The sequence below is a fragment of the Streptomyces sp. NPDC017991 genome (genome assembly GCF_044328075.1).
In the GTDB taxonomy this organism is placed as follows: Bacteria; Actinomycetota; Actinomycetes; order Streptomycetales; family Streptomycetaceae; genus Streptomyces.
The window spans coordinates 300,984-322,916 of the sequence record NZ_JBIRGP010000010.1 but is presented as its reverse complement, the minus strand read 5'-3'; the positions used below and the strand labels follow the sequence as shown (position 1 = coordinate 322,916).

Annotated in this window: 18 protein-coding genes; 8 read left to right on the top strand and 10 right to left on the bottom strand. The window is 72.2% G+C overall.

Going from position 1 to position 21,933, the window contains the following annotated elements; genetic code table 11:
• Positions 1 to 51 precede the first annotated feature (51 nt).
• The 3 genes from ACH4DZ_RS28890 to ACH4DZ_RS28880 all read left to right on the top strand — a co-directional run bounded on the left by ACH4DZ_RS28890 (position 52) and on the right by ACH4DZ_RS28880 (position 1,763).
• The gene (locus ACH4DZ_RS28890; RefSeq protein WP_398290293.1) at positions 52 to 321 is read left to right on the top strand and encodes a hypothetical protein; all 270 of its coding nucleotides are present in this window, start codon (positions 52 to 54) and stop codon (positions 319 to 321) included.
• Positions 318 to 1,124: a sensor histidine kinase gene (locus ACH4DZ_RS28885; protein ID WP_398290292.1), complete on the top strand. Its 807-nt coding sequence runs from the start codon at positions 318 to 320 to the stop codon at positions 1,122 to 1,124. The genes ACH4DZ_RS28890 and ACH4DZ_RS28885 overlap by 4 nt, the downstream gene beginning before the upstream one ends.
• 219 nt (positions 1,125 to 1,343) lie before the next feature.
• Positions 1,344 to 1,763 (top strand): hypothetical protein, encoded by a 420-nt coding sequence (locus tag ACH4DZ_RS28880; RefSeq protein ID WP_398290291.1) that lies wholly within the window; start codon positions 1,344 to 1,346, stop codon positions 1,761 to 1,763.
• Positions 1,764 to 1,886: 123 nt separating this feature from the next.
• Here the strand turns inward: ACH4DZ_RS28880 and ACH4DZ_RS28875 are convergent, their stop codons facing one another.
• Entirely contained in the window at positions 1,887 to 2,582 is a 696-nt protein-coding gene (locus tag ACH4DZ_RS28875; RefSeq protein WP_398290290.1) for a L,D-transpeptidase family protein, read from the bottom strand.
• A gap of 263 nt (positions 2,583 to 2,845) precedes the next feature.
• Between ACH4DZ_RS28875 and ACH4DZ_RS28870 the strand changes: the two genes are divergently transcribed.
• Positions 2,846 to 4,279, top strand: a complete 1,434-nt coding sequence (locus ACH4DZ_RS28870; RefSeq protein WP_398290289.1) for a pyridoxal phosphate-dependent decarboxylase family protein — start codon at positions 2,846 to 2,848, stop codon at positions 4,277 to 4,279.
• Here ACH4DZ_RS28870 and ACH4DZ_RS28865 read toward each other — a convergent pair.
• Positions 4,227 to 5,519 (bottom strand): MFS transporter, encoded by a 1,293-nt coding sequence (locus ACH4DZ_RS28865; protein WP_398290288.1) that lies wholly within the window; start codon positions 5,517 to 5,519, stop codon positions 4,227 to 4,229. The genes ACH4DZ_RS28870 and ACH4DZ_RS28865 overlap by 53 nt on opposite strands.
• A 155-nt stretch (positions 5,520 to 5,674) precedes the next feature.
• Here ACH4DZ_RS28865 and ACH4DZ_RS28860 point away from each other — a divergent pair, with 155 nt between their 5' ends.
• Positions 5,675 to 6,637, top strand: a complete 963-nt coding sequence (locus tag ACH4DZ_RS28860) for an SGNH/GDSL hydrolase family protein (RefSeq protein ID WP_398290287.1) — start codon at positions 5,675 to 5,677, stop codon at positions 6,635 to 6,637.
• A gap of 2 nt (positions 6,638 to 6,639) precedes the next feature.
• On the opposite strand, the gene ACH4DZ_RS28855 is transcribed toward ACH4DZ_RS28860, so the two are convergent.
• From ACH4DZ_RS28855 to ACH4DZ_RS28830, 6 genes are all read right to left on the bottom strand, one after another.
• Positions 6,640 to 7,320 (bottom strand): TetR/AcrR family transcriptional regulator, encoded by a 681-nt coding sequence (locus tag ACH4DZ_RS28855; protein WP_398290286.1) that lies wholly within the window; start codon positions 7,318 to 7,320, stop codon positions 6,640 to 6,642.
• A complete protein-coding gene (locus tag ACH4DZ_RS28850; protein WP_398290285.1) occupies positions 7,287 to 9,302 on the bottom strand; it encodes a CocE/NonD family hydrolase in 2,016 nt (671 codons plus the stop codon). The genes ACH4DZ_RS28855 and ACH4DZ_RS28850 overlap by 34 nt, the downstream gene beginning before the upstream one ends.
• A gap of 254 nt (positions 9,303 to 9,556) precedes the next feature.
• Positions 9,557 to 11,311, bottom strand: a complete 1,755-nt coding sequence (locus ACH4DZ_RS28845) for a dipeptide ABC transporter ATP-binding protein (RefSeq protein WP_398290284.1) — start codon at positions 11,309 to 11,311, stop codon at positions 9,557 to 9,559.
• A complete protein-coding gene (locus tag ACH4DZ_RS28840; protein ID WP_398290283.1) occupies positions 11,311 to 12,210 on the bottom strand; it encodes an ABC transporter permease in 900 nt (299 codons plus the stop codon). Before ACH4DZ_RS28840 ends, ACH4DZ_RS28845 begins: the two co-directional genes overlap by 1 nt.
• On the bottom strand, positions 12,207 to 13,163 hold the full coding sequence (locus ACH4DZ_RS28835; protein WP_398290282.1) for an ABC transporter permease: 957 nt from the start codon (positions 13,161 to 13,163) through the stop codon (positions 12,207 to 12,209). The genes ACH4DZ_RS28840 and ACH4DZ_RS28835 overlap by 4 nt, the downstream gene beginning before the upstream one ends.
• A 2-nt stretch (positions 13,164 to 13,165) precedes the next feature.
• A complete protein-coding gene (locus ACH4DZ_RS28830) occupies positions 13,166 to 14,749 on the bottom strand; it encodes an ABC transporter substrate-binding protein (RefSeq protein WP_398290280.1) in 1,584 nt (527 codons plus the stop codon).
• A gap of 273 nt (positions 14,750 to 15,022) precedes the next feature.
• Between ACH4DZ_RS28830 and ACH4DZ_RS28825 the strand changes: the two genes are divergently transcribed.
• Entirely contained in the window at positions 15,023 to 16,795 is a 1,773-nt protein-coding gene (locus ACH4DZ_RS28825) for an ABC transporter ATP-binding protein (protein ID WP_398290279.1), read from the top strand.
• A 230-nt stretch (positions 16,796 to 17,025) separates the two neighbouring features.
• On the opposite strand, the gene ACH4DZ_RS28820 is transcribed toward ACH4DZ_RS28825, so the two are convergent.
• Positions 17,026 to 17,508 (bottom strand): VOC family protein, encoded by a 483-nt coding sequence (locus tag ACH4DZ_RS28820; protein ID WP_398290278.1) that lies wholly within the window; start codon positions 17,506 to 17,508, stop codon positions 17,026 to 17,028.
• Positions 17,509 to 17,666: 158 nt separating this feature from the next.
• Between ACH4DZ_RS28820 and ACH4DZ_RS28815 the strand changes: the two genes are divergently transcribed.
• Positions 17,667 to 18,893 carry an epoxide hydrolase family protein gene (locus ACH4DZ_RS28815; protein WP_398290277.1) on the top strand — a complete coding sequence of 409 codons (1,227 nt, stop codon included), beginning with the start codon at positions 17,667 to 17,669 and terminating at the stop codon, positions 18,891 to 18,893.
• Positions 18,894 to 19,042: 149 nt separating this feature from the next.
• A complete protein-coding gene (locus ACH4DZ_RS28810) occupies positions 19,043 to 20,509 on the top strand; it encodes an esterase (protein WP_398290276.1) in 1,467 nt (488 codons plus the stop codon).
• Between the two features lie 15 nt (positions 20,510 to 20,524).
• Here ACH4DZ_RS28810 and ACH4DZ_RS28805 read toward each other — a convergent pair whose 3' ends face one another.
• The gene (locus ACH4DZ_RS28805; RefSeq protein WP_398290275.1) at positions 20,525 to 21,817 is read right to left on the bottom strand and encodes a DUF6777 domain-containing protein; all 1,293 of its coding nucleotides are present in this window, start codon (positions 21,815 to 21,817) and stop codon (positions 20,525 to 20,527) included.
• Positions 21,818 to 21,933 lie beyond the last annotated feature (116 nt).

Genomic DNA, 21,933 nt, shown 5'->3' with positions numbered 1-21,933 from the left:
CGGCTTCGGCTTCGACGTCGGGCTCAGACATCCACGAACACGGGGGCAGCCATGACCGACCTACTCACCGCGGCCAGGGCCGAGGCGCTGTTCAGCAGCGACCTGGTCACCGGATCCGAGCCCACGCATACGGAGATCACCGAGGCGATCCGGCGGGCGATCCTGTTGAACGGCGGCAGTCGCGGCTGCGCGGGCGCACTCGCCTGCGCCTACGGCGAGCGCCCGGAGACCGCCGTGCCCCGGATGCGCTGGGCGCTGCGCCAGGTGCGGGCCGTCCACCCGCGGGGAGCCTGGCACACGGTGCGGACGCCCGACGCGTGAAGGGCAGGACGCGGGCCGTCGTGGCCGTGCCGATCTGCCTGGCCCCGCAGCTCGCCGCCGTCGGATTCTTCTCGGCGCAGGCCGACGTGGCTCTCGCCCTCTACGGCATCGGGTCACTGTGTGCGGCGCTCACCGCCATGGTTCCCGTCCTGTTGTCCCGCGGCCCGTCCGACGCACACGTCCGGCAGGCCGTCGCCGTGGAGCGCACCCGCCTCCGTCACGACCTCCACGACGGCCTCGGCCCCCTGCTGTCGGGCATGGCGCTGTGTGCCCGGGCCCTGTCGGACCGGCTGGACGGGCGCGATCTGGACATCGAGCGCACTCTGGTGCACCGGATCCGTACCGAGGTGTCCAACGCCGTGGTGGAGGTGCGCCGGCTGGTCGACGCGCTGCCTCCCGCCGCGGTCGCCTCCCTCGGGCTGGTCGAGGCCTTGCGCGACCACGCCCGGTTCGTTCCGCCGCCGACGGCCGTCGAGATCGTGGCGTACGCGCTGCCCGCGCTGCCCTCGGCCGTGGAGAGCGCGGTGTACCGGATCGTCACGGAGGCGATGACCAATGTCGTGCGGCACGCCGGCGCCCGGCACGCGCGGGTCACCCTGTCCGGAGGGCCTCGCTCGCTGCTGGTCACGATCGCCGACGACGGGCGCGGTACGGCCCGCGCGCCGGCCGGGGTGGGGCTGACGTCGATACGGCACCGCGCCGAGGCAGCGGGCGGAACCCTCTCCATCCGTACGGTCCGGGGCAGCGGCACCGAAGTGCGCGTACGCCTCCCCCTGCCCCCGCGCGGCCTAGGGCCTGTCTAACAATTCCCGCCTGCCTCGCGCGCCGCGGGCCCCCGGGCGACTTCCGCCGTTCCGCGCCACCCCGGGCGCCCCCTCCGCTCCGTCCGGCCCGAGCGCGTCCCACGGCTCCCGGGACGTCGTCCCGGCGCGGACAGGACGCCTGCCTCTGCTCCGGACGGGCCGGGCGCCGCACCGTGGGAGGTGTCCACAACCGGCAAGTCCCCGACAAGGAGTCATCGCATGGCCTCTGGAACCTTCCAGTCCCTTCCGGTCCCGACCACGGCACTCGACGGCCGCATCAGCGCCATCGTCCTGGACCCCGGCGGCAGCCCCGCCGATGTCGTCAACAAGGGCACGCCGGTCACCGTACGGGTCGAGTGGAACCTCACCGGTTTCCTCGTGCCGCTGCTGGCGGGCACCTGGAACCTGCATGTCAGCGTGGACGAGATCGGCGGCCCGCACGACTTCAACGAGCCGTCGACGCCGGTGCCCGTCCCGCTGAACGGCAATCCCGACTACCGGCAGGAGATCGTCCTGTCGTCGCTGCAGGCCGGGCGCACGTACTCGCTCATCGCCTCCCTGGCCTACCGCAACCCCGCCGGGTCGCCCGCACCGCTGGGCGGCTATGTGAACGTCGGCACGGTGAACGTCCTGCTCTGACGCCCCGAACCATTTCCGCAAGGGGGGAGTCCGCGTCCCGTCCCGCCTCACCGGCGGGGCGGGACGCGGGCGTTCACCCGCGGCGCGTCCGGTGCCGCTCGGATGCCCGGCTCGCGGTGCTGCTCAGGTGCCCGGCTTGCGGCCGTACACGTAGACGTCGTCGTTCTTCTTCAGCAGCGACCAGTACTTCTTGGCGACCGTCTTCGTCATGTTGACGCAGCCGTGCGAGCCAGGCGGGTTCCACATGCTCACGCCGACCGAGTGGAAGGCCTGGCCACCATCGAAGAACTGGCTGTAGGGCATGGGCACGTCGTAGATGGACGAGACGTGGTCGATGTGCCGCCAGTAGATCTTCGTCAGGCCGGTACGGGTCTCGTATCCGTTACGGCCCGTGCGCACCGGCACCGGTCCGTAGACGAGGGTCTTGCCGTCCTGGATCCAGCTGAGCTGGAGCGTCAGGTTCACACAGGCGATCCGGCCCTTGTTGACCGGGCATTTGCCGTCTTTGTTCGGGTTCGTCCCGACGGCCTTCTGCTTGGTCATCAGATCCATCACGCCCCACGTGACGGATCCGGCGTAGCCGATGTTCGGGGTGATGCCGTGCTTGGTCTGGAAGGTCTTGATCGCCTTGCAGTCGGCGGTGGACTGCTTGCCGTCGACCGGCCGGCCGAGGAACTTCTCCACCTGCTTCTGATACGGGCCGCTCGAAGTGGTGCAACTGGCCGCCTGCGCGGGCGCCGCGCCCAGTGCGACGGTCAGCGGCACCACCATCCCGGTGATCCCCAGTGCGACGGCTGACCGTCTGCGAATGTCCCCCATGACCAGGCCTTTCCTCTTCGGTTCCGCTTCGGTTCCACTTCGGTTCTGCTTCGATCCGGTCGATCTCTGCCAGCTAGACACGCGCCGGGGGAGATCGGTTGTGGTGGTGGACCGGCTGGAACGAAACGGTGACATGATCTTGAACCGGGTCATTCGGTACGGGCGCGGCTCCCCGCTCCGGAGCGGGGTCGGTTCCCCGGGACGGGGCCGGTTCCCGGCGATCGGCCCCTGCTCCCCCTCGGATGCCCGCCTACGCTGCCGCCATGCATCCCTCACTCGCCGACGACCTCTCCCGGCTCCCCGAACTCCTCCAGTCCGCCCGTGACTTCGCCGCCCGCGAGGTGTCGGGGATCGAGGCACGGCCCGTGGTGCAGCAAGGCAAGGCACCGGGTCCGCGGCCCCTTCCGGCCGAGGGCGCGGGTGCGGAGGGCGCCCTCACACGGTTCGCCGAGCGGTGGGCGCCCGGCTTCGCCGCCACCGCGGGCTCCCGCTATCTCGGCTTCGTCACCGGCGGCGTGACGCCGGCCGCGGTCACCGGGGACTGGCTGACCAGCGCCTACGACCAGAACGCCGCCGGCGGGGACAATTCCTCCGCGTCCGCCCTGGAACGGGAGACGCTGGGCTGGCTGCGGGAGCTGTTCGGCCTGGGCGAAGCGCACAGCGGTGCCTTCGTGACGGGCGCGACCATGTCGAACACGGTCGGGCTGGCCCTGGCGCGCGAGTGGCTGGGCGACCGCAAGGGGATCCGCGTGTCCGAGGCGGGCGCCGCCGCGCTCGGCCCGGTCGACGTGCTCTCCGGCAGCCCTCACTCCAGCATCCCCAAGGCCCTGTCCGTCCTGGGCATCGGCCGCGACCGGCTGCGTACGGTGCCGGTGCTGCCCGGCGGCCGGGAGGCGGTCGACGTGGCACGGCTGACCGAGGCGCTCGAAGCGCTGGACGGACGCCCGGCCGTGGTCGTGGCCAACGCGGGCACGGTGAACACGGTCGACTTCGACGATCTGCGGGCGATCGCGGAACTGAAGGAGCGGTACGACTTCTGGCTGCACGTGGACGCCGCCTTCGGCGGGTTCGCCGCGCTGTCCCCCGAGCACGCGCACCTGACCGACGGCATCGACGCCGCCGACTCGGTCTGCGTCGACCTGCACAAGTGGCTCAACGTCCCGTACGACGCGGCCGTGCAGTTCACCCGCCACCAGGAACTTCAGGTGCGGGTCTTCCACAACGCGTCGCCGTACCTCGGACTGCCCACCGGGGAGCCCGACTTCGTCCATCTCACGCCGGAGAACTCACGCCGCCTGCGCGCGCTTCCGGCCTGGTTCTCGCTCACCGCGTACGGCCGCGAGGGGCATCGCGAGATCGTCGAGCGGAACGTGGCCCAGGCCCGGCGCCTCGGTGCGGGGATCGCGGGCGTACCGGGCCTGCGCCTGCTCGCGCCGGTCCGGCTGAACGTCGTCTGCTTCACCCTCGCCGGGTCCGCCACCGAGGAGCGGGTGCGCGCGCTGGGCCGGGCGGTCGCCGAGTCCGGCGAGGCGTTCCTGACACCGACCGTTCTGGAGGGGACGCACGCGCTGCGGGCCGCGTTCAGCAACTGGCGGACTGCCGAGCCCGACACGGACCGGGTGCTCGCAGCGGTGACGCGGGCCGTCAGCCTTTCGGCGCCTGTGGAGCCTGTGGAGCCTGTGGAGCAACGACCCTGACGGGCGGCGGCTGCTGGTCCGGCAGGGCGCGACGCGTACGGACCGGGGAGAGGAAGACCGGCAGGAACGCCGTGGCGAGGAAGGCCGCTCCCACCCACAACGTCGTCCGCACACCGGCCAGTTCACCGATCAGACCCGCCATGGCGGCGCCGACGGCGAGCGCGCCGGTGAGGGCGAACCTGAACGTCGCGTTCATCCGGCCGAGGAGGTCGTCCGGGGTCATCCGCTGGCGCAGGCTCACTCCGAGCACGTTGTCCATGCCCGTCTTGAACATCGCGAGCACTCCGCCGGTGCCCGCGATCCACAGCCACGGTCCGCGGTCGATGAGCGGGACGAGCAGTCCGGCGGGAGCCAGGCACAGGCCCATGACGCCGAGAGTGCGGCCGTACCCGAGACGCGCCGCGAGAGGGCGGGCGCACCGGGCTCCGAGCAGGAGGCCGACGCCGCCGGCAGCCCAGTACAGGCCCAACGCGCTGGCGGGCAGGTCAAGTTCGCGGACGAACAGAACGGGGAGCATGGTGTTGATGATCTGCGAGCCCAGGTTGTTGAGGGAGGCAGTGAGCGCGAGCGCGCGCAGTTCCCTGTTGCGGAGTACGTGCCGGACGCCCTCCGCCATCTGCGTCCGCAGCCCGACCCCGCCGCTCGGCACGGGCGGCGCCCCGGCGCGTCGGACGGCGGTCAGCCGGAGCGCGGAGGCCAGATGACTCGCCGCCGCGCAGAGGACGGCGAGCGGCGCGGTGAGCAGTTGGACCAGCGTCCCGCCCGCGCTTCGGCCGGCCACGTTGCTCACGGCCATCAGGCTCATCATGGCGGCGTTGGCCTGTACGAGGGCGTCGCGGCCGACGATTCCGGGCAGAGTGCTCTGCGAGCCGACGTCGAAGAACACGGTGGCGCAGCCGTTCAGCAGCACGACCGCGTACAGCTGGCCCAGCGTGAGCGCGTCCAGCCACCAGGCCAGCGGTACGGACGCGAACAGTGCGGCCCTCGCGAGATCCGCCACGATCAGTACCCTGCGGTGCCGCATCCGGTCCACCCAGGCTCCCGCGGGCAGCCCGATGAGCAGGAAGGCGAGCGTGCTCAAGGTCGCCAGGGCGCCGACCTGGCCGGGACTCGCGTCGAGTTCGGTGACGGCGATCAGCGGGACGGCGACATAGCTGACGTTCGTACCGAGCTGACTGAGCGCGGTCGCACCGAAGAGCGTCCTGAAGTCGGCTGTCCGCCAGGGAGAGTTGGGCTGCATGATCTACGACGGTGCCCGACTCGATTCCACAGCACAAGTGAAGAGATCTACATGAACCATTAAGCCCGTCTACGTGATTGCCTCGGCCCTTCCGCTCCCTGTTGCGCTGTGCTTGTCTGGGGGCCGTTCTCGGTGGCTGGGGCGGGAGTTGCCGTATGAGCAGGCCGTGGGTCGGGGGATTGCTGGTGGGGCTCCTGCTGCTCACCGCGTGCGGGGATCCCTCGTCGGGGCCCGAGGCGGCGGCCACGCCCTCGTCTCCCGGAACCGCCTCGACCACGCATCAGCGCCCGGCCGTCACGCCCGGGGCGAGCGCCGGAGCCGACACCGGAGGGGCCGACGCCGGAGGGGCCGGCACGGGAGGGGCCGCCGCCGAGCGCCCCGCCGTCCTCTACCTCGGTGACTCCCTCGCCATGGAGAACCAGAAGGTCCTCGGCGGACTCCTGCGGGACGAGGCGAAGGCCCGCTACACCAGCGCCCCCTACTCCGGCACCACGCTGTGCGACTACCTGGAAGGCACCGGCGAGGACTCCCTCGTCCCGCCGAAGGACAAGGCGGCGGCCCTGGTGCGCCGGCTGCGGCCGGACTTCGTGGTGCTCCAGTTCTGGGGCAACGCCTGGGGCTACACGCCCTGTATGGACGGCATCACGTACGACGAGGAGCGGGACAAGTACTTCGCGCGCTACACCGCCGACGCCGGGCGGCTGACGGACCAGATCGCGGAGGCCGCGAGCGGAGCGAGGATCGTCTGGGTGCTGCAGGGCCCGGACCCGATCACTCCCGACCGGGTACGGCGTGTCAACGCGGTGTACGAGCGGCAGGCCGAGGCCTCCGGCGATCTGCTCGCGGACGCCGGAAAGACGGTGAGCGCCGCCGGGGCCCGCTACACCTGGACCCAGTACCTGCCGTGCACCGCGTACGAGAGCGGGCACGGGCCCTACTGCACGCAACCGGGCAGTGGCCGCACCGCCCTGCACCGCGACGACGACCACCTGCACTTCTGCCTGGCACCCACCACCTCGACGCCCAAGCCGTGCCCGGTCCGCTCCCCCGGCATCCTGCGCATCACCCGGGCGATCAGCCGAGCCGTCGGTCAGGCCGTCACCCCGGCGGCGGACTGATCTCAGCGTCCGCCGGTCCCCAGCTCCGTCTCCACCAGCCGGTACATGTGCCGGCGCGCGTCCTCCGTGCTCAGCGGAGGCGCCTGGCGCAGCCGCTGCAGGGCCAGGCCGTCGGAGAGGGCGGCGAAGCGGACGGTGAACCCGGCGGGGTCGGCGCAGTCGAACTCGCCGTCGGCCACGCCCCGTTCGACCAGTGCGCGGATCTGGCCGTGCCAGTCCTCGTACCGTTCGGCCTGGCCGCCGGCGAAGGCCTGTTCGGGGTCCTGGTCGCGGTCGCCGGCGCTCCAGTAGTCGAACCACATCCGCCAGTGCCGGTCGGTGTCCTCCGTGAACAGCGCGTCGATCAGCAGCCGCAGCGCCTCGGCACCGCCGGACGCCTCCTGGGCGGCGTCGTTCAGGGCCGCGTAGTAGCGCTCGATGTTCAGCACCATGGCCTCGGAGAGGATCTCCTGGACGGAGCCGAAGTGGTAGGTGACCGTGCCCACCGACACCCCGGCCGCGGCGGCGACGTCCCGCACGCCCACGGACGCGTAGCCGCGCTCGGCGATGAGCGGCACGGCGGCCTCCACGATGAGCCGGCGGCGGACCTCGGTGGGCTGACGCGTGCGGTCGGCCGCGGCGACCGCCCGGCGGGGCGTCTTCGCGGCCTTCACGCGGACGTCCTCGGGGTGGTGCGGTGCCATGCGCGCTCGACCACTGTCTCTCCGTCCGTCCGTGCTTCCATCCGGCTGTCCATGATGAACTCCGTGGCCGTGGCCCGCAGCTCCGTACGCGTGATGATCTCAGCGTCCCAGTCGTCGCCGCGCCGCAGCCGGATCGCCCACTCGGAGACCGCCCGCGCGGACAGGGGGTCGTCGGAGCGGATCCGGTACGTCTCGCGGGCGCTCTCGTCGTAGCGCAGCCCGTCCGGGTAGACCCGCGAGCCGCCGTAGTGGGGGTCGACCTCCAGAGTCCACTCGCCCTCGGCCACGTCGTGCGTCACCAGCCGTTCCGGCCTCGGCCCGACGGCCCGCTCGTGCTCGACGGCCAGCGGTACGGCCTGCTCGGGCTCCTCGAAACGGATGGGCGCGCGGCCCTCGTCGGAGGCGGGGTCCCGTACGGGGAGGAGTACGGCGCTCTCGGCGGGCAGCACGGTCAGCTCGCCGCGTTCGCCGTGCGGCCACACCCAGGGCCAGTACGCGTCGGAGACGGCGACCCTGAGCCGGTGTCCCGGCGGGAAGGCGTAGCCGACGCCGTTCAGCTCGAACTCCACCGCCTCGTACGTCCCCGGGGTCCACTCCACGGCCCGGTCGCGCCCGTGCCTGCTGAGCAGGTTGAGGACACCGCGGGTGACGAGCGTGGACGAGCCGTCGGGGGCGACGTCGCAGATCCGGGCGATGACATGGGCGCGCGGTGTCGCGCTGTCGAGGCGCAGCCGGACGCGCGGCCGGCCCAGTATCTCCACCCTCTCGTCCAGCGGCTCCGAGTCGAAGCACACCGAACGGCCGTCCTCCTCCCGCTGGTCGGGCGGCAGGTCGCTCGCGTTGCCGAACGGGAAGAACCGGCCGGCGTCGAGACCGGTGTGCTGGGGCGACCTCACGAGGACGGGGGTGACGCCCTGCCCGAGCGGCCGTTCGTCCCACCTGACGGCGGGGGACGGCCAGTCGTCCTCCCCCACCCACCGGCCCGGCATCACCTCGTACGAAGTGGCGGGCGGGACCGGGTCGTTGAGCCAGGCGCGCAGCAGCGGCTCGCGCATGATGCCGGTGTCCTCGTCCTTCAGGTGCTGGTCCCACCAGCGCAGGGTCTCCTGGAGGAAGCCGATCGCCGGGCCGGGCGGCAGGCCGCGGTCCGGGTACTGGTGCGACCAGGGTCCGACGAGCCCGCGTACACGGTCGTCGGGCAGGTGCTCCACGAGCCGCAGCACGGTGTCCCGGTACGGGTCGTTCCAGCCGCCGACGGCGAGGACCGCCGCGCCGATCGCCGAGTAGTCCTCGCAGACGCTGCCGTGCCGCCAGTAGTCGTCGCGCTGCTGATGGGCCAGCCAGGTGTGCAGGAAGGGTTCGAGGGCTTCGAGGCGGTCGCGCCACATCGGCAGCCAGCGGTCCTCGCCCACGCTCGTCGGGTCCGGCGGACGGGAGGCGAACGCGAGCATCGTGCCCGCCCAGGCGAGCATGTCCACGCCGAGGACGGCGCCGCCCGTGTAGTGCACGTCGTTGTCGTAGCGGTCGTCCGTCGAGCAGACGGTGACGATCGCCTTCAGCGGTTCGGGGGCGAGGGCGGCGATCTGGAGGGCGTTGAAGCCGCCCCAGGAGATGCCGAACATGCCGACCTTGCCGGTGCACCAGGGCTGCTCGGCCAGCCAGTTGACGACGTCCACGCCGTCCGAGAGTTCCTGTGCGTCGTACTCGTCGCCGGGGGTGCCCTCGCTGTCGCCGTGGCCGCGGATGTCCACGCGGACGGATGCGTAGCCGTGGCCGGCGTACCAGGGGTGGCGTTGGGCGTCCCTGGGGGCCGTCCAGTCGGTCTTGCGGTAGGGGAGGTATTCGAGGAGGGCGGGGACGGGGGCCGTGCCGGCGTCCGTCGGGCGCCAGATGCGGGCGTGCAGGTGGGTCCGCGCGTCGCGGGTGGGGATCCAGACGTCCTCGACCACGACCTGCCGGTCGAAGTGCTCACGGTAGTGCAACTTGGCTCCTTGCCTTGGTGGGTGGAGGGGGGTCGAGGTGGGGTGTTTTCGCCCCCGCCGCCCCTACCCGTTCCCGTCCACGCATGGGGGCTTCGCCCCCTCGCCCCCTTGTCGCGCTGCGCGCTCGTCCTCAAACGCCGGACGGGCTGGAGGTGTTTCAGCCCGTCCGGCGTTTGAGGACCGGGGGTTCGGGGGCAGCGCCCCCGAGTACGTGACGGGAAGGGTAGGGGCGGCGGGGGCGAAGACACATCCCCTCACCCCACCGCCCGCCACCGCCGCACGCGATGCCCCCCGGCAGAGTCGGCGACCCCGTCACCGCCGACCCACAGGTCACCCTCTTCCACCGCATCCACCCACTCCGGCGCAGCCGCCACGACAACCCGCGCCTCGGGATCGGGTTCCAGAACGGCGGCCATCAACTGCCGCGTGTACGGATGCCCGGGCGCGGAGAACACCGCGTCCGTCGGCCCCTCCTCCACCACCACCCCCCGCCACAGCACGACCACCCGATCCGCGATCCCCCGCACCACGGCCAGGTCGTGGCTGATGAAGAGACAGGCCAGCTCCCGTTCCCGCCGCAGATCGTCGAGCAGCCGCAGCACGTCGGCCTGCACGGACACGTCCAGCGCGGTCGTGATCTCGTCCGCGATGAGAACGTCCGGCTCACCCGCCAGCGCCCGCGCGATCCCGATCCGCTGCCGCTGCCCGCCGGAGAGCTGCGCGGGCAGCCGGTCGGCGAGGGCGGGGTCGAGGCGCACGTCGGAGATGAGCCGCCGGGCACGTACGACGGTCTCGGCCCGCGAGTCGGCCGTGCCGAAGAACCGCAGCGGCCGGCGCACCGCGTCCCCCACGGACCGGCGCGGGTTGAGGGAGGTGTCGGCGTTCTGGAAGACGAGCTGGACCCTCCGCCGCAGCGCCGACGGCCGCTTCCCGGCGGGCCGGGCGAGGTCGCCCGTGTCGCGGCCGGAGCCGTGCGTCATCGTGCCGCCGGACGGCGTACGCAGCCCTGCCAGCGCCCAGGCGAGCGTGGACTTCCCGCTGCCCGACTCCCCCACCAGCGCGAGGACCTCACCGCGCCGGACGTCGAAGGAGACACCGTCCACGGCACGACTCGCCCCGTAGTCGATCGTGACGTCCCGCGCGGCCACGGCGACGGGAGCCCCCTCGGGGATCACGGCCCTCGGGCGCACCTCCCGCTCACCCGCCTCGCCCACCCGCGCGAGGCCCGCGTCGTCGAGGCGCGGCACGCTCGCCAACAGGCGTCGGGTGTAGGGGTCCTGAGGCCTCGCGAAGAGCCGACCCGTCAAAGCCGCCTCCACGATCCGGCCGGATCGGAGTACGGCCACCTCGTCGGCCATGTGCGCGACGACTCCGAGGTCATGGCTCACCAGGACCGCGGACAGGCCGAGTTCGTCGCGCAGCGCGCCGATCAGGTCGAGGACACCGCGCTGGGTGACGACGTCGAGTCCGGTCGTCGGTTCGTCGAGGACGAGGACCTTGGGGCGGGCCGCGATGGCCATGGCGATGGCGACGCGCTGCTGCTGGCCGCCGGAGAGCTCGTGCGGGTAGCGGCGAACGAGTTCGGCGGGGCGGGGCAGCCGGACCTGTTCGAGGAGGTCCACGACCGGTACGTCACCGCCCGCCTCCGCGATCTGGCGTCCGATGCGCATGGAAGGGGTCAGGGCGTGCCCGGCGTTCTGGGCGACCATGGCGACGGTGCCGCCCCGCAACCGCCGCAACTCCCTTGCGGGCAGGGCGAACACGTCCGCCCCGTCCACCCGTACCGAGCCGCCCGTCACCCGCGATCCGTGCCGCAGGTGCCCCAGCAGCGTGGCCGCGACGGTCGACTTGCCGCTTCCGGATTCGCCGACCAGGGCGAGGGTCTGCCCCGGCAGTACCTCCAGGGAGACCTCACGCACCACGGGCACGTCACGGCCGCCCGAACGGTAGGCCACGGACAGCGAGTTCACGGATACGAGCGATTTCACCGGTACGACGGCGGCGGTCATCAGGACCCCTCCCTGATCCGGTCGACGCCCCATGCCTTGGAGAGGCCGTCGGCCGCGAGGTTGAGCCCCACCACGAGCGTGGCCAGGGCGATGATCGGTGCGAGGCTCGCCATCGGGACGACGGTGATGGCGGTGCGGTTCTCGGCCACCATCAGACCCCAGTCGGGCGTCGGCGGATCGGCGCCGAAGCCGAGGAAGGACAGCGACGAGATCAGCAGCACGACCCAGGAGGCCCGCATGGCGAACTCGACGCACACCACGTCGGTGATGTTCGGCAGGATCTCGCGGCGCAGGATCGCCCAGGTGCTCTCGCCCCGGGCCCGCGCCGCGGTCACGTAGTCGGCGGGCGCGACCGCCAGGGCCGCGCCCCGGACGACGCGTACGACCTGGGGCACGTACACGACCGCGATGGCGAGGACGATGACCGACGGGCCCGTGCCGAGTGCGGTGACGACGACCAGCAGGGCTAGCACCGACGGGATGGAGAGCACCGCGTCGAGCACCCGGCCCAGCACGTCGTCGAACCAGCCGCCCCGCAGGGCCGCGGCGCAGCCGACGACCGTACCTATCAGGAGGGTGACGAGGGTCGCGGCCACGGAGACGCCGATCGCGTACCGCCCGCCGTACAGGACGCGGGCCAGGACGTCACGGCCGTACTGGTCCGTGCCCGCCCAGTGGCTCCCGCTGGGGCCGAGGAGCGCCTGGTCGGCGTTGTTGGCGATCGGGTCGTACGAGGTGAGGAGTGGTGCGAGCAGGGCGATCAGGACGTGGACGGTGACGATCGCGAGGCCGATGGCCGCCGCCCGTGAGGAGCGCACGGTGCGCCAGGCGCGGGCCACCGCGGACGGTGGGGCGGCGGGGGCCGCGGGTGCGTCCGCCGGGGTGTCGAGGGTGGTCATCGGGTCCTCCCGCGCGTACGGAGCTTGGGGTTGAGGGCCATGGCGCCGAGGTCGGCGGCCAGGTTGCAGACGACGTACACGACCGCGCTGATCAGGGCGATGGCCTGGATGACGGGCAGGTCCCGGTTCTGGACGGAGGCGAGCATCAGCTTTCCGATGCCGGGGTAGTTGAAGACGTTCTCGACGACGGCGACTCCGCCCGCGAGCCAGGCGACGTTCAGGGCGATGACGTGCAGGGTCGGCAGCAGGGCGCTCGGCAGCGCGTGCCGGGTGACGACCCGCCAGTTCGACAGGCCCTTGAGGCGGGCCGTGGTGACGTACTCGCTCGCCATGACGTCGATGACCGAGGTGCGCGCCATGCGGACGATGTAGGCGGCCATGACGATCGCCAGGGCGAGGGCGGGCAGCCAGACGGCGGGCATGAGCCGGCCGACGGTCGCCTCGGGGCCGTAGAGGACGACCGCGGGGAACCAGGGCAGGGCGACCGAGAAGCAGAGTACGAGCACGGTGGCGACGACGAACTCGGGGACGCTCATCCCGACCAGGCTGACCGTCGAGATGAGGTGGTCCGGCCAGCGGTCGCGGTACAGGCCGGCGAGGATGCCGAGGACGATCGAGCCGGTGACGGCGAACAGGACGGTCACCAGGGCGATGAGCGCGGAGTTGCCGAGGTACATGCCGACTTCGCCGCCGACCTCCTTGCCGGAGACGAGGGAGAGTCCGAAGTCGCCGTGCAGGGCGCCGCCGATCCAGTCGGCGTACCGCTCCCAGGCGGGCTGGTCGAGCTTGAGCTTTTCGCGCAGGGCGGCGACCGCGTCGGGGGTGGCGTCCTTGCCGAGGACCTGGGTGGCGACGTCGCCGGGCAGGGCCTGGACGGCGAGGAAGACCAGGACGGAGGAGAGGACGAGGGTGCCGAGGGCGGCGAGGACGCGGCGGGCGATGAACGAGAGCATGGTCAGGCTCCCTTCAGGCCGATGCCGAGGTAGTCGAACTCGAAGCCGTGCTCGGCGTAGCCGCGTACCTTCCGCGAGATGCCGACCAGCCGGTCGGCGAACATCGGGGTCATCGCCCCGCCCTTCTCGACGACGAAGGTCTGCGCCTCGCCGTACAGTTCGCGCCGCCGCTGGTCGTCGGTCTCCTGCCGGGCCCGGTCGAGCAGCGCGTCGAACGCCTTGTCCGACCAGGCGGTCTCGTTGTAGGAGGAGCCGCCGCGGAAGACCTGCGTGAAGAGCTGGTCGACGGGTCTGCCGGTGTACCAGTAGGTGGCCATGAGCGGCTTCTTCATCCAGATCTGCGTGTAGTACGAGTCCGCCGAGGCCGTTTTCACCCGGACCCGGATGCCGGCCCGCCTGGCCGAGTCCTGGTAGGCGAGGGCCATGGGCGTGAAGACCGGGTCGTACGAGGAGGTGTAGAGGTCGACCGCCAGGCCCTCGTGGCCCGCCTTCCTCAGCAGGTGCCGGGCCTGTTCCGGGTCGTGCTCCGGGTGGGTGGCGAGGTGGGCGGGGTCGCTCGGCGGTACGGGGTTGTCCCAGCCGGGCGTGCCGGCGCCCTGGAGGGCGACCTTCACCACGTGCTCCGGGTCGTAGGCCAGCTTCATCGCCTGCCGGACGCGTACGTCGGTGAAGGGCTTCTCCGTGGTGAGCATCGGCAGCACGTACCACTGGGCGTTCTCGACGCGGGCGATCGTCGCGCGGTCGGAGGCGGCGACGACCCGGGCGGTCGCGAAGTCGAGGTTGGTCTGCGAGAGGAGGTCGACCTGCCCGGCGAGCAGGGCGTTCGAGCGGGCGGACATGTCGGCGACGGAGTAGAAGTCGATGGCGTCCAGGACCGGACGGCCCGCCCAGTGGTCCTTGAACGCGGTGATCCGGCCGGGTCCCGCGGGGGCGAAGGACTCCAGCCTGAAGGGGCCCGTACCGATGCCCGTGCGGCCGATGCCCCGGGCACTGCCGTCGGGGATGACGTAACAGTTGTAGTGCGTCAGCAGGCTCGGGAACTCCGCGTTGGGGGTCTTCAGCGGCACGACGAGCGTGTGGGCGTCGGGAGTGCGCAGCTTCGCCGGGTCGATGAGCGGCGCGAGGACGGCGGCCTGCGGGGACGCCGTCGCCTTGTCGAGGATGTGGCGCAGGGTGTACGCGGCGTCGGCGGAGGTGAGTTCGCGGCCGTCGTGGAAGGTGACGCCCTGACGGAGGCGGAAGGTCCAGGTGCGGGCCTTGGCGTCCGGCTCCCAGGACTCGGCGAGGTCGGGGGCGAGGTCGCCGTCCGTGCCGATACGGACCAGCCGGTTGTAGAGGGCGCCGAGGTATTCGTACGCGGACAGGGCGCTCGCCGGGTCCAGGGTCTCGGCCTCGGAGGCGGGCGGCCTGGCGATGCGGAGGGTGCCGCCGCGGTCGGGGGTGCCCTGCTTCACGCCCTTGGGCAGGGCGGGGGCGGCCGAGGCGCCCGTGCAGCCGGTGAGCAGCCAGGACGCACCGAGCGACGCGCTGCCCGCGGCTGCCGCGGCAAGGACGGAGCGCCGTCCCGGGTGATGGATGTCGGGCATGGGCCGACCGTCCCTCTCGCTATGCGTTCGCTATTCGTTCAGCGGAACGATTGAGTGAAGTGCGTGAACGATAACCAGCCGGCGGAGGTCCGCCAACCCTCGGAACGCGGAAATTTACGTCGGAAACCGAGCCGTTACGTGGCCCGTGACCGCCGGAGGAGGCCGGACGCCGACGGTGTCAGGTGAGCGAGGGGCGGCGGGTGTAGGTGATCGAGAGAGGGGGAGAAAGCGCTTGCCCCGTGTTCACCACTTCCCTGGGGAGGGACGACCGGCATGGCCTCGTGGGAGAAACCGCTCGACCACCGCTACCGCGGCGAGCACCCGATCCGCACCCTCGTCTATCTGTTCCGGGCCGACCGGTGGAAGCTCGCCGCCGCGTTCGCCGTCTTCACCGTCAAGCACAGCCCGGTCTGGCTGCTGCCCCTGATCACCGCGACCATCATCGACACGGTCGTGCGGCACGGACCGATCGGTGACCTCTGGCTCAGCGCCGGAGTCGTCCTGGCGATCCTGGTCGTCAACATGCCGCTGCACCTGCTGTACGTGCGGCTGCTCTACGGCAGCGTGCGCCGCATGGGCACGGCCCTGCGCTCCGCGCTGTGCACGCGCATGCAGCACCTCTCCATCGGCTACCACTCACGCGTCAGCGCGGGCGTCCTCCAGGCGAAGGTCGTCCGTGACGTGGAGACGGTCGAGCAGATGGTGCAGCAGACCGCCGAGACGGGGCTCGGCGCGGTCACCGTGCTCACGGGCGGGCTGGTCATCATCGCCGTACGCACACCCGAGTTCGTCCCCGTGTTCCTGTGCGTGGTCCCGGTCGCGGCACTGCTCGTGGCACGGCTGCGGGGCCGGCTGCGCGTCCACAACGAGGACTTCCGGCACGAGGTCGAGCAGCTGTCCTCACGGGTCACGGAGATAACCCGGCTCATCCCGGTCACGCGGGCGCACGGTCTGGAGGGCAAGGCCCTGCGGAGCATGGACGGCACGCTGCACAAGGTCCTGGCCTCGGGGCTGCGGCTCGACCTCCTCAACGGCCGCTTCGCCTCGCTGGCCTGGGTGTTCCTGAACATGATCGGGGTCGTCTTCCTCACCGCGGCGGCGCTGGTCGCGTACTACGGCGTGTGGGCGGTCTCCCCCGGTGACGTCGTCATGCTCAGCGCGTTCCTCACCACGCTCACCAACTCCACGACCACGCTGGCCGGGCTGACCCCGGTCATCACCAAGGGCCTGGAGTCCGTACGGTCCGTCGGCGAGGTGCTGCAGGCCCCCGAACTGGAGGACAACGAGGGCAGGGCGCGGCTCGAATCGCTGCGCGGGGCCGTCGAGTTCGAGGGGGTGGGTTACGCGTACGAGGACGCCGACCGGCCCGCCGTGCGGGACTTCAGCCTCTCCGTCGCGCCGGGCGAGACGATCGCGCTCGTCGGTGCGTCGGGCGCGGGAAAGTCCACGGTGCTCAGCCTCGTCATCGGATTCATCCGGCCGACCTCGGGCCGGGTGCTGCTCGACGGGGCCGACATGAACACCCTGGACCTGCGGACCTACCGGCGCTTCGTGTCGGTGGTGCCGCAGGAGTCGATCCTCTTCGACGGAACCGTGCGGGAGAACGTCGCGTACGGCATGGACGACGCGGACGCCGACGAGGCGACCGTGCGCGCGGCGCTGCGGGACGCCAACGCGCTGGAGTTCGTGGACCGGCTGCCGCGGGGGCTCGACACCGTGGTGGGCGAGCACGGGGCCCGGCTGTCGGGCGGTCAGCGGCAGCGCCTCGCCATCGCGCGGGCCCTCATCCGCAATCCGCGCGTCCTGATCCTCGACGAGGCGACGTCCGCGCTGGACACGCGGTCCGAGGCGCTGGTCCAGCAGGCCCTGGCCCGCCTGGTGCACGGGCGTACGACCTTCGTGGTGGCGCACCGGCTGTCGACGATCCGGGGTGCGGACCGGATCGTGGTGATGGGGGACGGCGCGGTCCGGGAGGTCGGGTCGCACGAGGAGCTGATGTCCCGGGCGGGGGCTTACACGGCGCTGCACGGAGGCCTGCCGGCCTGAACGCGGGGTGAGGGCGCCAGCCGCCCCTGAGCCGTGGGCGGTCGGCTCCGCCCCTTGGCCCGGGCCCGCGCAGGCCGCCCGCGCCCAGGGGCGGGCGGCGGCTCTGGCGCGGTACGTGCCGGACGGCCGCTGTCGGCCTGGCCGCCGGACGTCGGCCGTCGTGCGGTGGCGGGCGCAGTGCGGTGGCGGCCGTCGTGCGATGGCGGGAGCCGCACCCCCTGGCGGGCGCCTCACTCCCCGGCGTACGCCTTCTCCAGGGCGGCGAGGTCGAGCTTGTGCATCTTGAGCATGGCCGCCGTGGCACGGCCCGCCTTCTCCTGGTCCGCATCACTGATCATCTCGATGAGCCTGGTCGGCACGACCTGCCAGGAGAGGCCGAACCTGTCCTTCACCCAGCCGCAGGGGCCCTGCTCGCCGCCGCCCTCGATGAGCGCGTTCGAGTAGAAGTCGACCTCGCTCTGGTCCGCGCAGTCGATCTGGAAGGAGATGGCCTCGGTGAACTTGAACTGCGGTCCGCCGTTCAGCCCGACGAACTTCTGGCCGTTGGCCACGAAGTCGACGGTGACCACGGAGCCGGCGGGTCCGGGGCCGGCCTCCGTGGCACGGACGACCTTCCCCAGCTCGGAGTTCTTGAAGAGCGACACATAGAAGTTCGCGGCCTCCTCGACCCGGCCGTCGAACCAGAGACACGTGGTGAATCCGTCGGTGCTCATGACTACCTCCTGGAGGGGAGCGGGAACGCTGTCATCCGTACCGACCGGTCCCCGACGCGAAACTCATCGGTGGCGCGCCGACTTTCCCGACGTTCTTATGCACAGGCCCGCTGTCCGCGCCGGAACCAGTGCCTGTCACGGCACTAGCATGGCCCGCCATGACCTCCCCGCACGGCGACCGTGTTCAGCCCGTCAGCCACCTCCGCCCCTTCCGCATCGACGTTCCCCAGGCGGACCTCGACGATCTGCACGCGCGCCTGGACCTCACGCGCTGGCCGGACGAGCTGCCAGGGGTGGGCTGGGCCCACGGGGTCCCGCGGACCTACCTCAAGGAGCTCGCGGAGTACTGGCGGCACTCCTACGACTGGCGCGCGGCGGAGGCCCGGCTCAACGAGTGGCCGCAGTTCACGACGGTCGTCGACGGGGCGGACCTGCACTTCGCCCACATCCGCTCGCCGGAGCCCGACGCGACCCCGCTGATCGTCACCCACGGCTGGCCGGGCTCGATCGCGGAGTTCCTGGACATCGTGGGCCCGTTGGCCGATCCGCGCGCCCACGGCGGTGATCCCGCCGACGCCTTCCACGTGGTGGTGCCGAGCATCCCCGGGTTCGGCCTGTCGGGGCCCACGCGCGACACCGGCTGGGAGTACCGCCGTATCGCCGCCGCGTTCGCCGTGCTGATGGACCGGCTCGGCTACCCGCGGTTCGGTGCGCAGGGCGGTGACTGGGGCGCCGCGATCTCCCGCGAGCTGGGCCGGACGCACCCGGACCGGGTGATCGGCGTCCATCTGAACCTGCTGCCCGGCGCCCAGGCCACCTCCGAGCCGACCTCGGAGGACCTGGCGGCGCTGAACCCCCGGGAACGCGAACGCACCCTCGCCTCCTGGCGGCGCCACCAGGAGTGGACCCGCGAACGGCAGGGCTACGCCGACATCCAGTCGACCCGGCCGCAGACCCTGTCCTACGGGCTCACGGACTCGCCCGTCGGCCAACTCGCCTGGATCGTCGAGAAGTTCAAGGAGTGGACGGACTCGGACGAGTTTCCCGAGGACGCGGTGGACCGGGACCAGCTGCTCACGAACGTGATGCTGTACTGGCTCACGGGCACGGCGGGTTCGTCCGCACGGGTCTACTACGAGCGCGCGCACGCCGTCGGCGAGAACGCGCTCGCGCAGCCGTCGACCGCACCGACCGCGCTCGCCGTCTTCCCCCGGGACAACTTCATTCCGCTGCGGCACCACGCGGACCGCACGAACTCCATCGTGCGCTGGACCGAGTTCGACCGGGGCGGACACTTCGCGGCGATGGAGCAGCCGGACCTGCTCGTCGGGGACGTACGGGCGTTCTTCCGCCGGCTGCGGGGCGGCGGCGACAGCGCGAGTTGATGTGCCGGCACGGCCTGCTGTGAACGGCGTCGGAACTCCCGTACAACCCTTGGACCCCATGCGGTGTCAAACAGGGCGCCGGACAAGGAACGGGCCCTTTCCGGACACCCCCGCGCTGCCCAGCCGTTCTTCCTGACAGGAGCCGACTCATGCGCAAAAACCGTTCCACAGCACTCGCCGCGGCATCATTTCTTCTGCTCGCGGGACTGGGCATCGCATCCGCGCCCTCCGCGTACGCGGGCACTCCCGGCGGTACGCGGGCCGGCGACCGCAACAGCGACTTCAACGGCGACGGGTACGAGGACGTGCTGGTGGGCGCCCCCGACGCGACCGTCAGCGGCAAGAAGGGCGCGGGACTCGTGACCGTGCAGTACGGCTCGTCGAGAGGCATCGGGACGACCGGTGCCGCCCGCTTCAGCCAGTCCACCGCGGGCGTCGCGGGAGCGGCGGAGACGGGCGACGGCTTCGGCAGGGCGGTCGGCACCGGCGACCTCGACGGGGACGGGTACGACGACGCGATCGTCGGCATCCCCGGCGAAGACCTCGGTACGGTCGCGGACGCGGGCGGTGTCGCGATCCTGTGGGGCTCGAAGGCGGGCCTCTCCGGTGCGGCCAGCGACTGGCTGGAGACCCAGGAGCCCACCGCGGGCGAGCAGTTCGGGACGGGACTGGCCGCGGCGCACTTCACGAACGAGACGCCGGGCGACCTGCTGGCGGTCCTCGACCACGACGACCTGGAGCTGTTCGCCTACGACCCCGCCGCGACCGGTTCGCTGGAGCGGCGCTCGTCCGCACGGCTCTCCGCCCGGGCGCAGGAGCGCCACATCCTGCCCACGTCGCTGACCACGGGCGACTACGACAGGAACGGGTTCGCGGACCTTGTCGTCTCGGGCGTGACGGCAGGGGACGAGCCCGGTCACGGCTGGTCCACGTACCTGTCCGGGAACGCGGACGGACTGACGTACGAGCGGGATCTGCGCGGGGGCCCGGTCACCGCGTCCGGGGACATCGACAACGACGGCTACGACGACCTGGTGACCGGCGAGCCGAACTCCCCCGACGACGGTGGCGAGACCATGACCGGCGGTCTGGTGGGCGTGCGCTACGGCGGCGGGAACGGGCCCGCGGACGAGATCCAGTGGTGGACGCAGGACTCCCCCGGCGTTCCCGGCACCGCCGAGCGCGGCGACGGCTGGGGCACGGACCTCTCCGTGGCGGACACGGACGGGGACGGGTACGCGGACGTGGCGATCGGCGCCGCGGGCGAGGACATCGGCACGGTCGCCGACGCGGGCGCGGTGTGGGTACTGCGCGGCGCGTCCGCGGGCCTGACCGCGACGGGCGCCAAGTCGTGGGACCAGGACTCCGCCGATGTGCCCGGTGTCCCCGAGAAGGGCGACAAGTGGGGCGGCCAGGTCCGTCTCACCGACCCCAACAGGGACGGCCGCTTCGGGCTGCTGGCCTCGGCGCCGGGCGAGAACGCGGGCGACGGCTTCGTCTGGGTGCTGTCGGCCGGGGCGGGCGGCGTCACGGCCGCGGGCGCGTGGACGTACGGTGCCGAAACCCTCGGCGCGCCGCACCTGGGCGCCGCGTTCGGCGCCGCGATCGACGAGTAGTCCCCGGGAGGCTCCTCACAGGCCTTGAGAGGTCGCGGCCGACTCCGGGACGCTGTGACTCGCGGCCGACTCCGTCGTCGTGCCGGAGGTGTCGTCGGGCGCCGGCTCGGAGGAGTCCGGCGCCGGCGGTTCGGACGAGGGCGCCCCGGACTCCTCGGAGGGCGACGACGGTGTGTCCGGGGAGGTCGAGGGGCACGGTCTCGCCGACCCGCCCGGTGGCACGGGGGCGCCGTCCCCCACGGACACACACGGTGACGGGGAGTCCGACGAGGGCGGCGGGGAACTCACGGACGGGGACGGCTGGTTCGCCGGCGGATCCGTCTTCCTGTCCTTGCCGCCCGTGTCGCCCTTGTGCCGGGTGAACCAGTCGCCACTGTCCGGGTCGAAGAGCACGAAGATGTCGACGACCTGGGTCGCGGGCGAGACGACCACGACGTTCGACGGCCAGTACGACGGCCAGGAGTCACCGGTCCGCCTGGGTGTGGTCTTCAGCGCGACCGGCGGCAGCAGCGGGTTGCCGCAGGCGCAGCGCACCCGGGGAACACCGCGGTCGTCGACGAGGACCGCCGTGCCGGCCTGAAGGACGGCCTGGTAGCGCCTGGCCTTGCCGTCACGGTAGCCGTGGTTGGTGACGCGGGTGTCCATCCGCAGCTGTACGGGGGTGAGCGAGCGGAGATACGCGGGTACCGCGGAGGTCTTGAGGTCCAGCACCGAGGCGAACGCCTGCCGCTTGTCGGGAGCCCGGTCCAGCGCCGAGATCTGTTTCTCGACGTCGCAGCCGGCCACGTCACGCGTTCCGCCGTAGAGGCCGGGTGTCGACCCGTCCACGCCCCGTGTGACGTTGCCCGACCCGGAGGTGTCCGTGGGCGAGGGCGTCACGGGTGCGGCGGAGCTGTCCCGTGCCGTCGACCCGGTGAACGGATCGGGCCCGGACTTGCCCGCCGCCTGGAGGAAGACCTCGCCGTCCGAGTCCGTGGCGGTGGTCGTGCCGTCGGGCCGGGTGAGGACCACGGCCAGGACCACGGCGACGACGACCGCGGCGGCGATGAGGGCGACCCGTGGCACCGACTTCCACCAGGGCCGTTCGGGTCCCTTGCCCGCGCCCGAGCCGGGCGGGCCGGAGGCCCCGCCGCCCGACCCGCCTCCCGTTCCCGCCCCGGTGCCACTTCCCTCGCCCGGTCCGCCGATCGACGAGCCCGTGGGGCCGCTTCCGCCTGGTGGGGGTACGGGGTTCGGCCGGGTCGGCCCCGACAGGGGGCCGGACGGCGGTCCTGTGGGGCGACCGGAGGACGGCGGTTCGACGCTCACGAGCTCCTCTTCCCGGCGTAGCGACACTGCGGGACTGTGCGCAGTTTGCGCCGCTTACCTACCCTTTCATCCAATAGCGTGCCCATTGTGTGCATCGGTCCCGTGCCGCTCGCAAG

Coding starts and splice junctions, on each gene's coding strand:
- ACH4DZ_RS28890 (WP_398290293.1), top strand. CDS start 52: ATGACCGACCTACTCACCGCGGCCAGGGCCGAGGCGCTGTTCAGCAGC.
- ACH4DZ_RS28880 (WP_398290291.1), top strand. CDS start 1,344: ATGGCCTCTGGAACCTTCCAGTCCCTTCCGGTCCCGACCACGGCACTC.
- ACH4DZ_RS28875 (WP_398290290.1), bottom strand. CDS start 2,582: ATGGGGGACATTCGCAGACGGTCAGCCGTCGCACTGGGGATCACCGGG.
- ACH4DZ_RS28870 (WP_398290289.1), top strand. CDS start 2,846: ATGCATCCCTCACTCGCCGACGACCTCTCCCGGCTCCCCGAACTCCTC.
- ACH4DZ_RS28865 (WP_398290288.1), bottom strand. CDS start 5,519: ATGCAGCCCAACTCTCCCTGGCGGACAGCCGACTTCAGGACGCTCTTC.
- ACH4DZ_RS28860 (WP_398290287.1), top strand. CDS start 5,675: ATGAGCAGGCCGTGGGTCGGGGGATTGCTGGTGGGGCTCCTGCTGCTC.
- ACH4DZ_RS28855 (WP_398290286.1), bottom strand. CDS start 7,320: ATGGCACCGCACCACCCCGAGGACGTCCGCGTGAAGGCCGCGAAGACG.
- ACH4DZ_RS28845 (WP_398290284.1), bottom strand. CDS start 11,311: ATGACCGCCGCCGTCGTACCGGTGAAATCGCTCGTATCCGTGAACTCG.
- ACH4DZ_RS28840 (WP_398290283.1), bottom strand. CDS start 12,210: ATGACCACCCTCGACACCCCGGCGGACGCACCCGCGGCCCCCGCCGCC.
- ACH4DZ_RS28835 (WP_398290282.1), bottom strand. CDS start 13,163: ATGCTCTCGTTCATCGCCCGCCGCGTCCTCGCCGCCCTCGGCACCCTC.
- ACH4DZ_RS28830 (WP_398290280.1), bottom strand. CDS start 14,749: ATGCCCGACATCCATCACCCGGGACGGCGCTCCGTCCTTGCCGCGGCA.
- ACH4DZ_RS28825 (WP_398290279.1), top strand. CDS start 15,023: ATGGCCTCGTGGGAGAAACCGCTCGACCACCGCTACCGCGGCGAGCAC.
- ACH4DZ_RS28820 (WP_398290278.1), bottom strand. CDS start 17,508: ATGAGCACCGACGGATTCACCACGTGTCTCTGGTTCGACGGCCGGGTC.
- ACH4DZ_RS28815 (WP_398290277.1), top strand. CDS start 17,667: ATGACCTCCCCGCACGGCGACCGTGTTCAGCCCGTCAGCCACCTCCGC.
- ACH4DZ_RS28810 (WP_398290276.1), top strand. CDS start 19,043: ATGCGCAAAAACCGTTCCACAGCACTCGCCGCGGCATCATTTCTTCTG.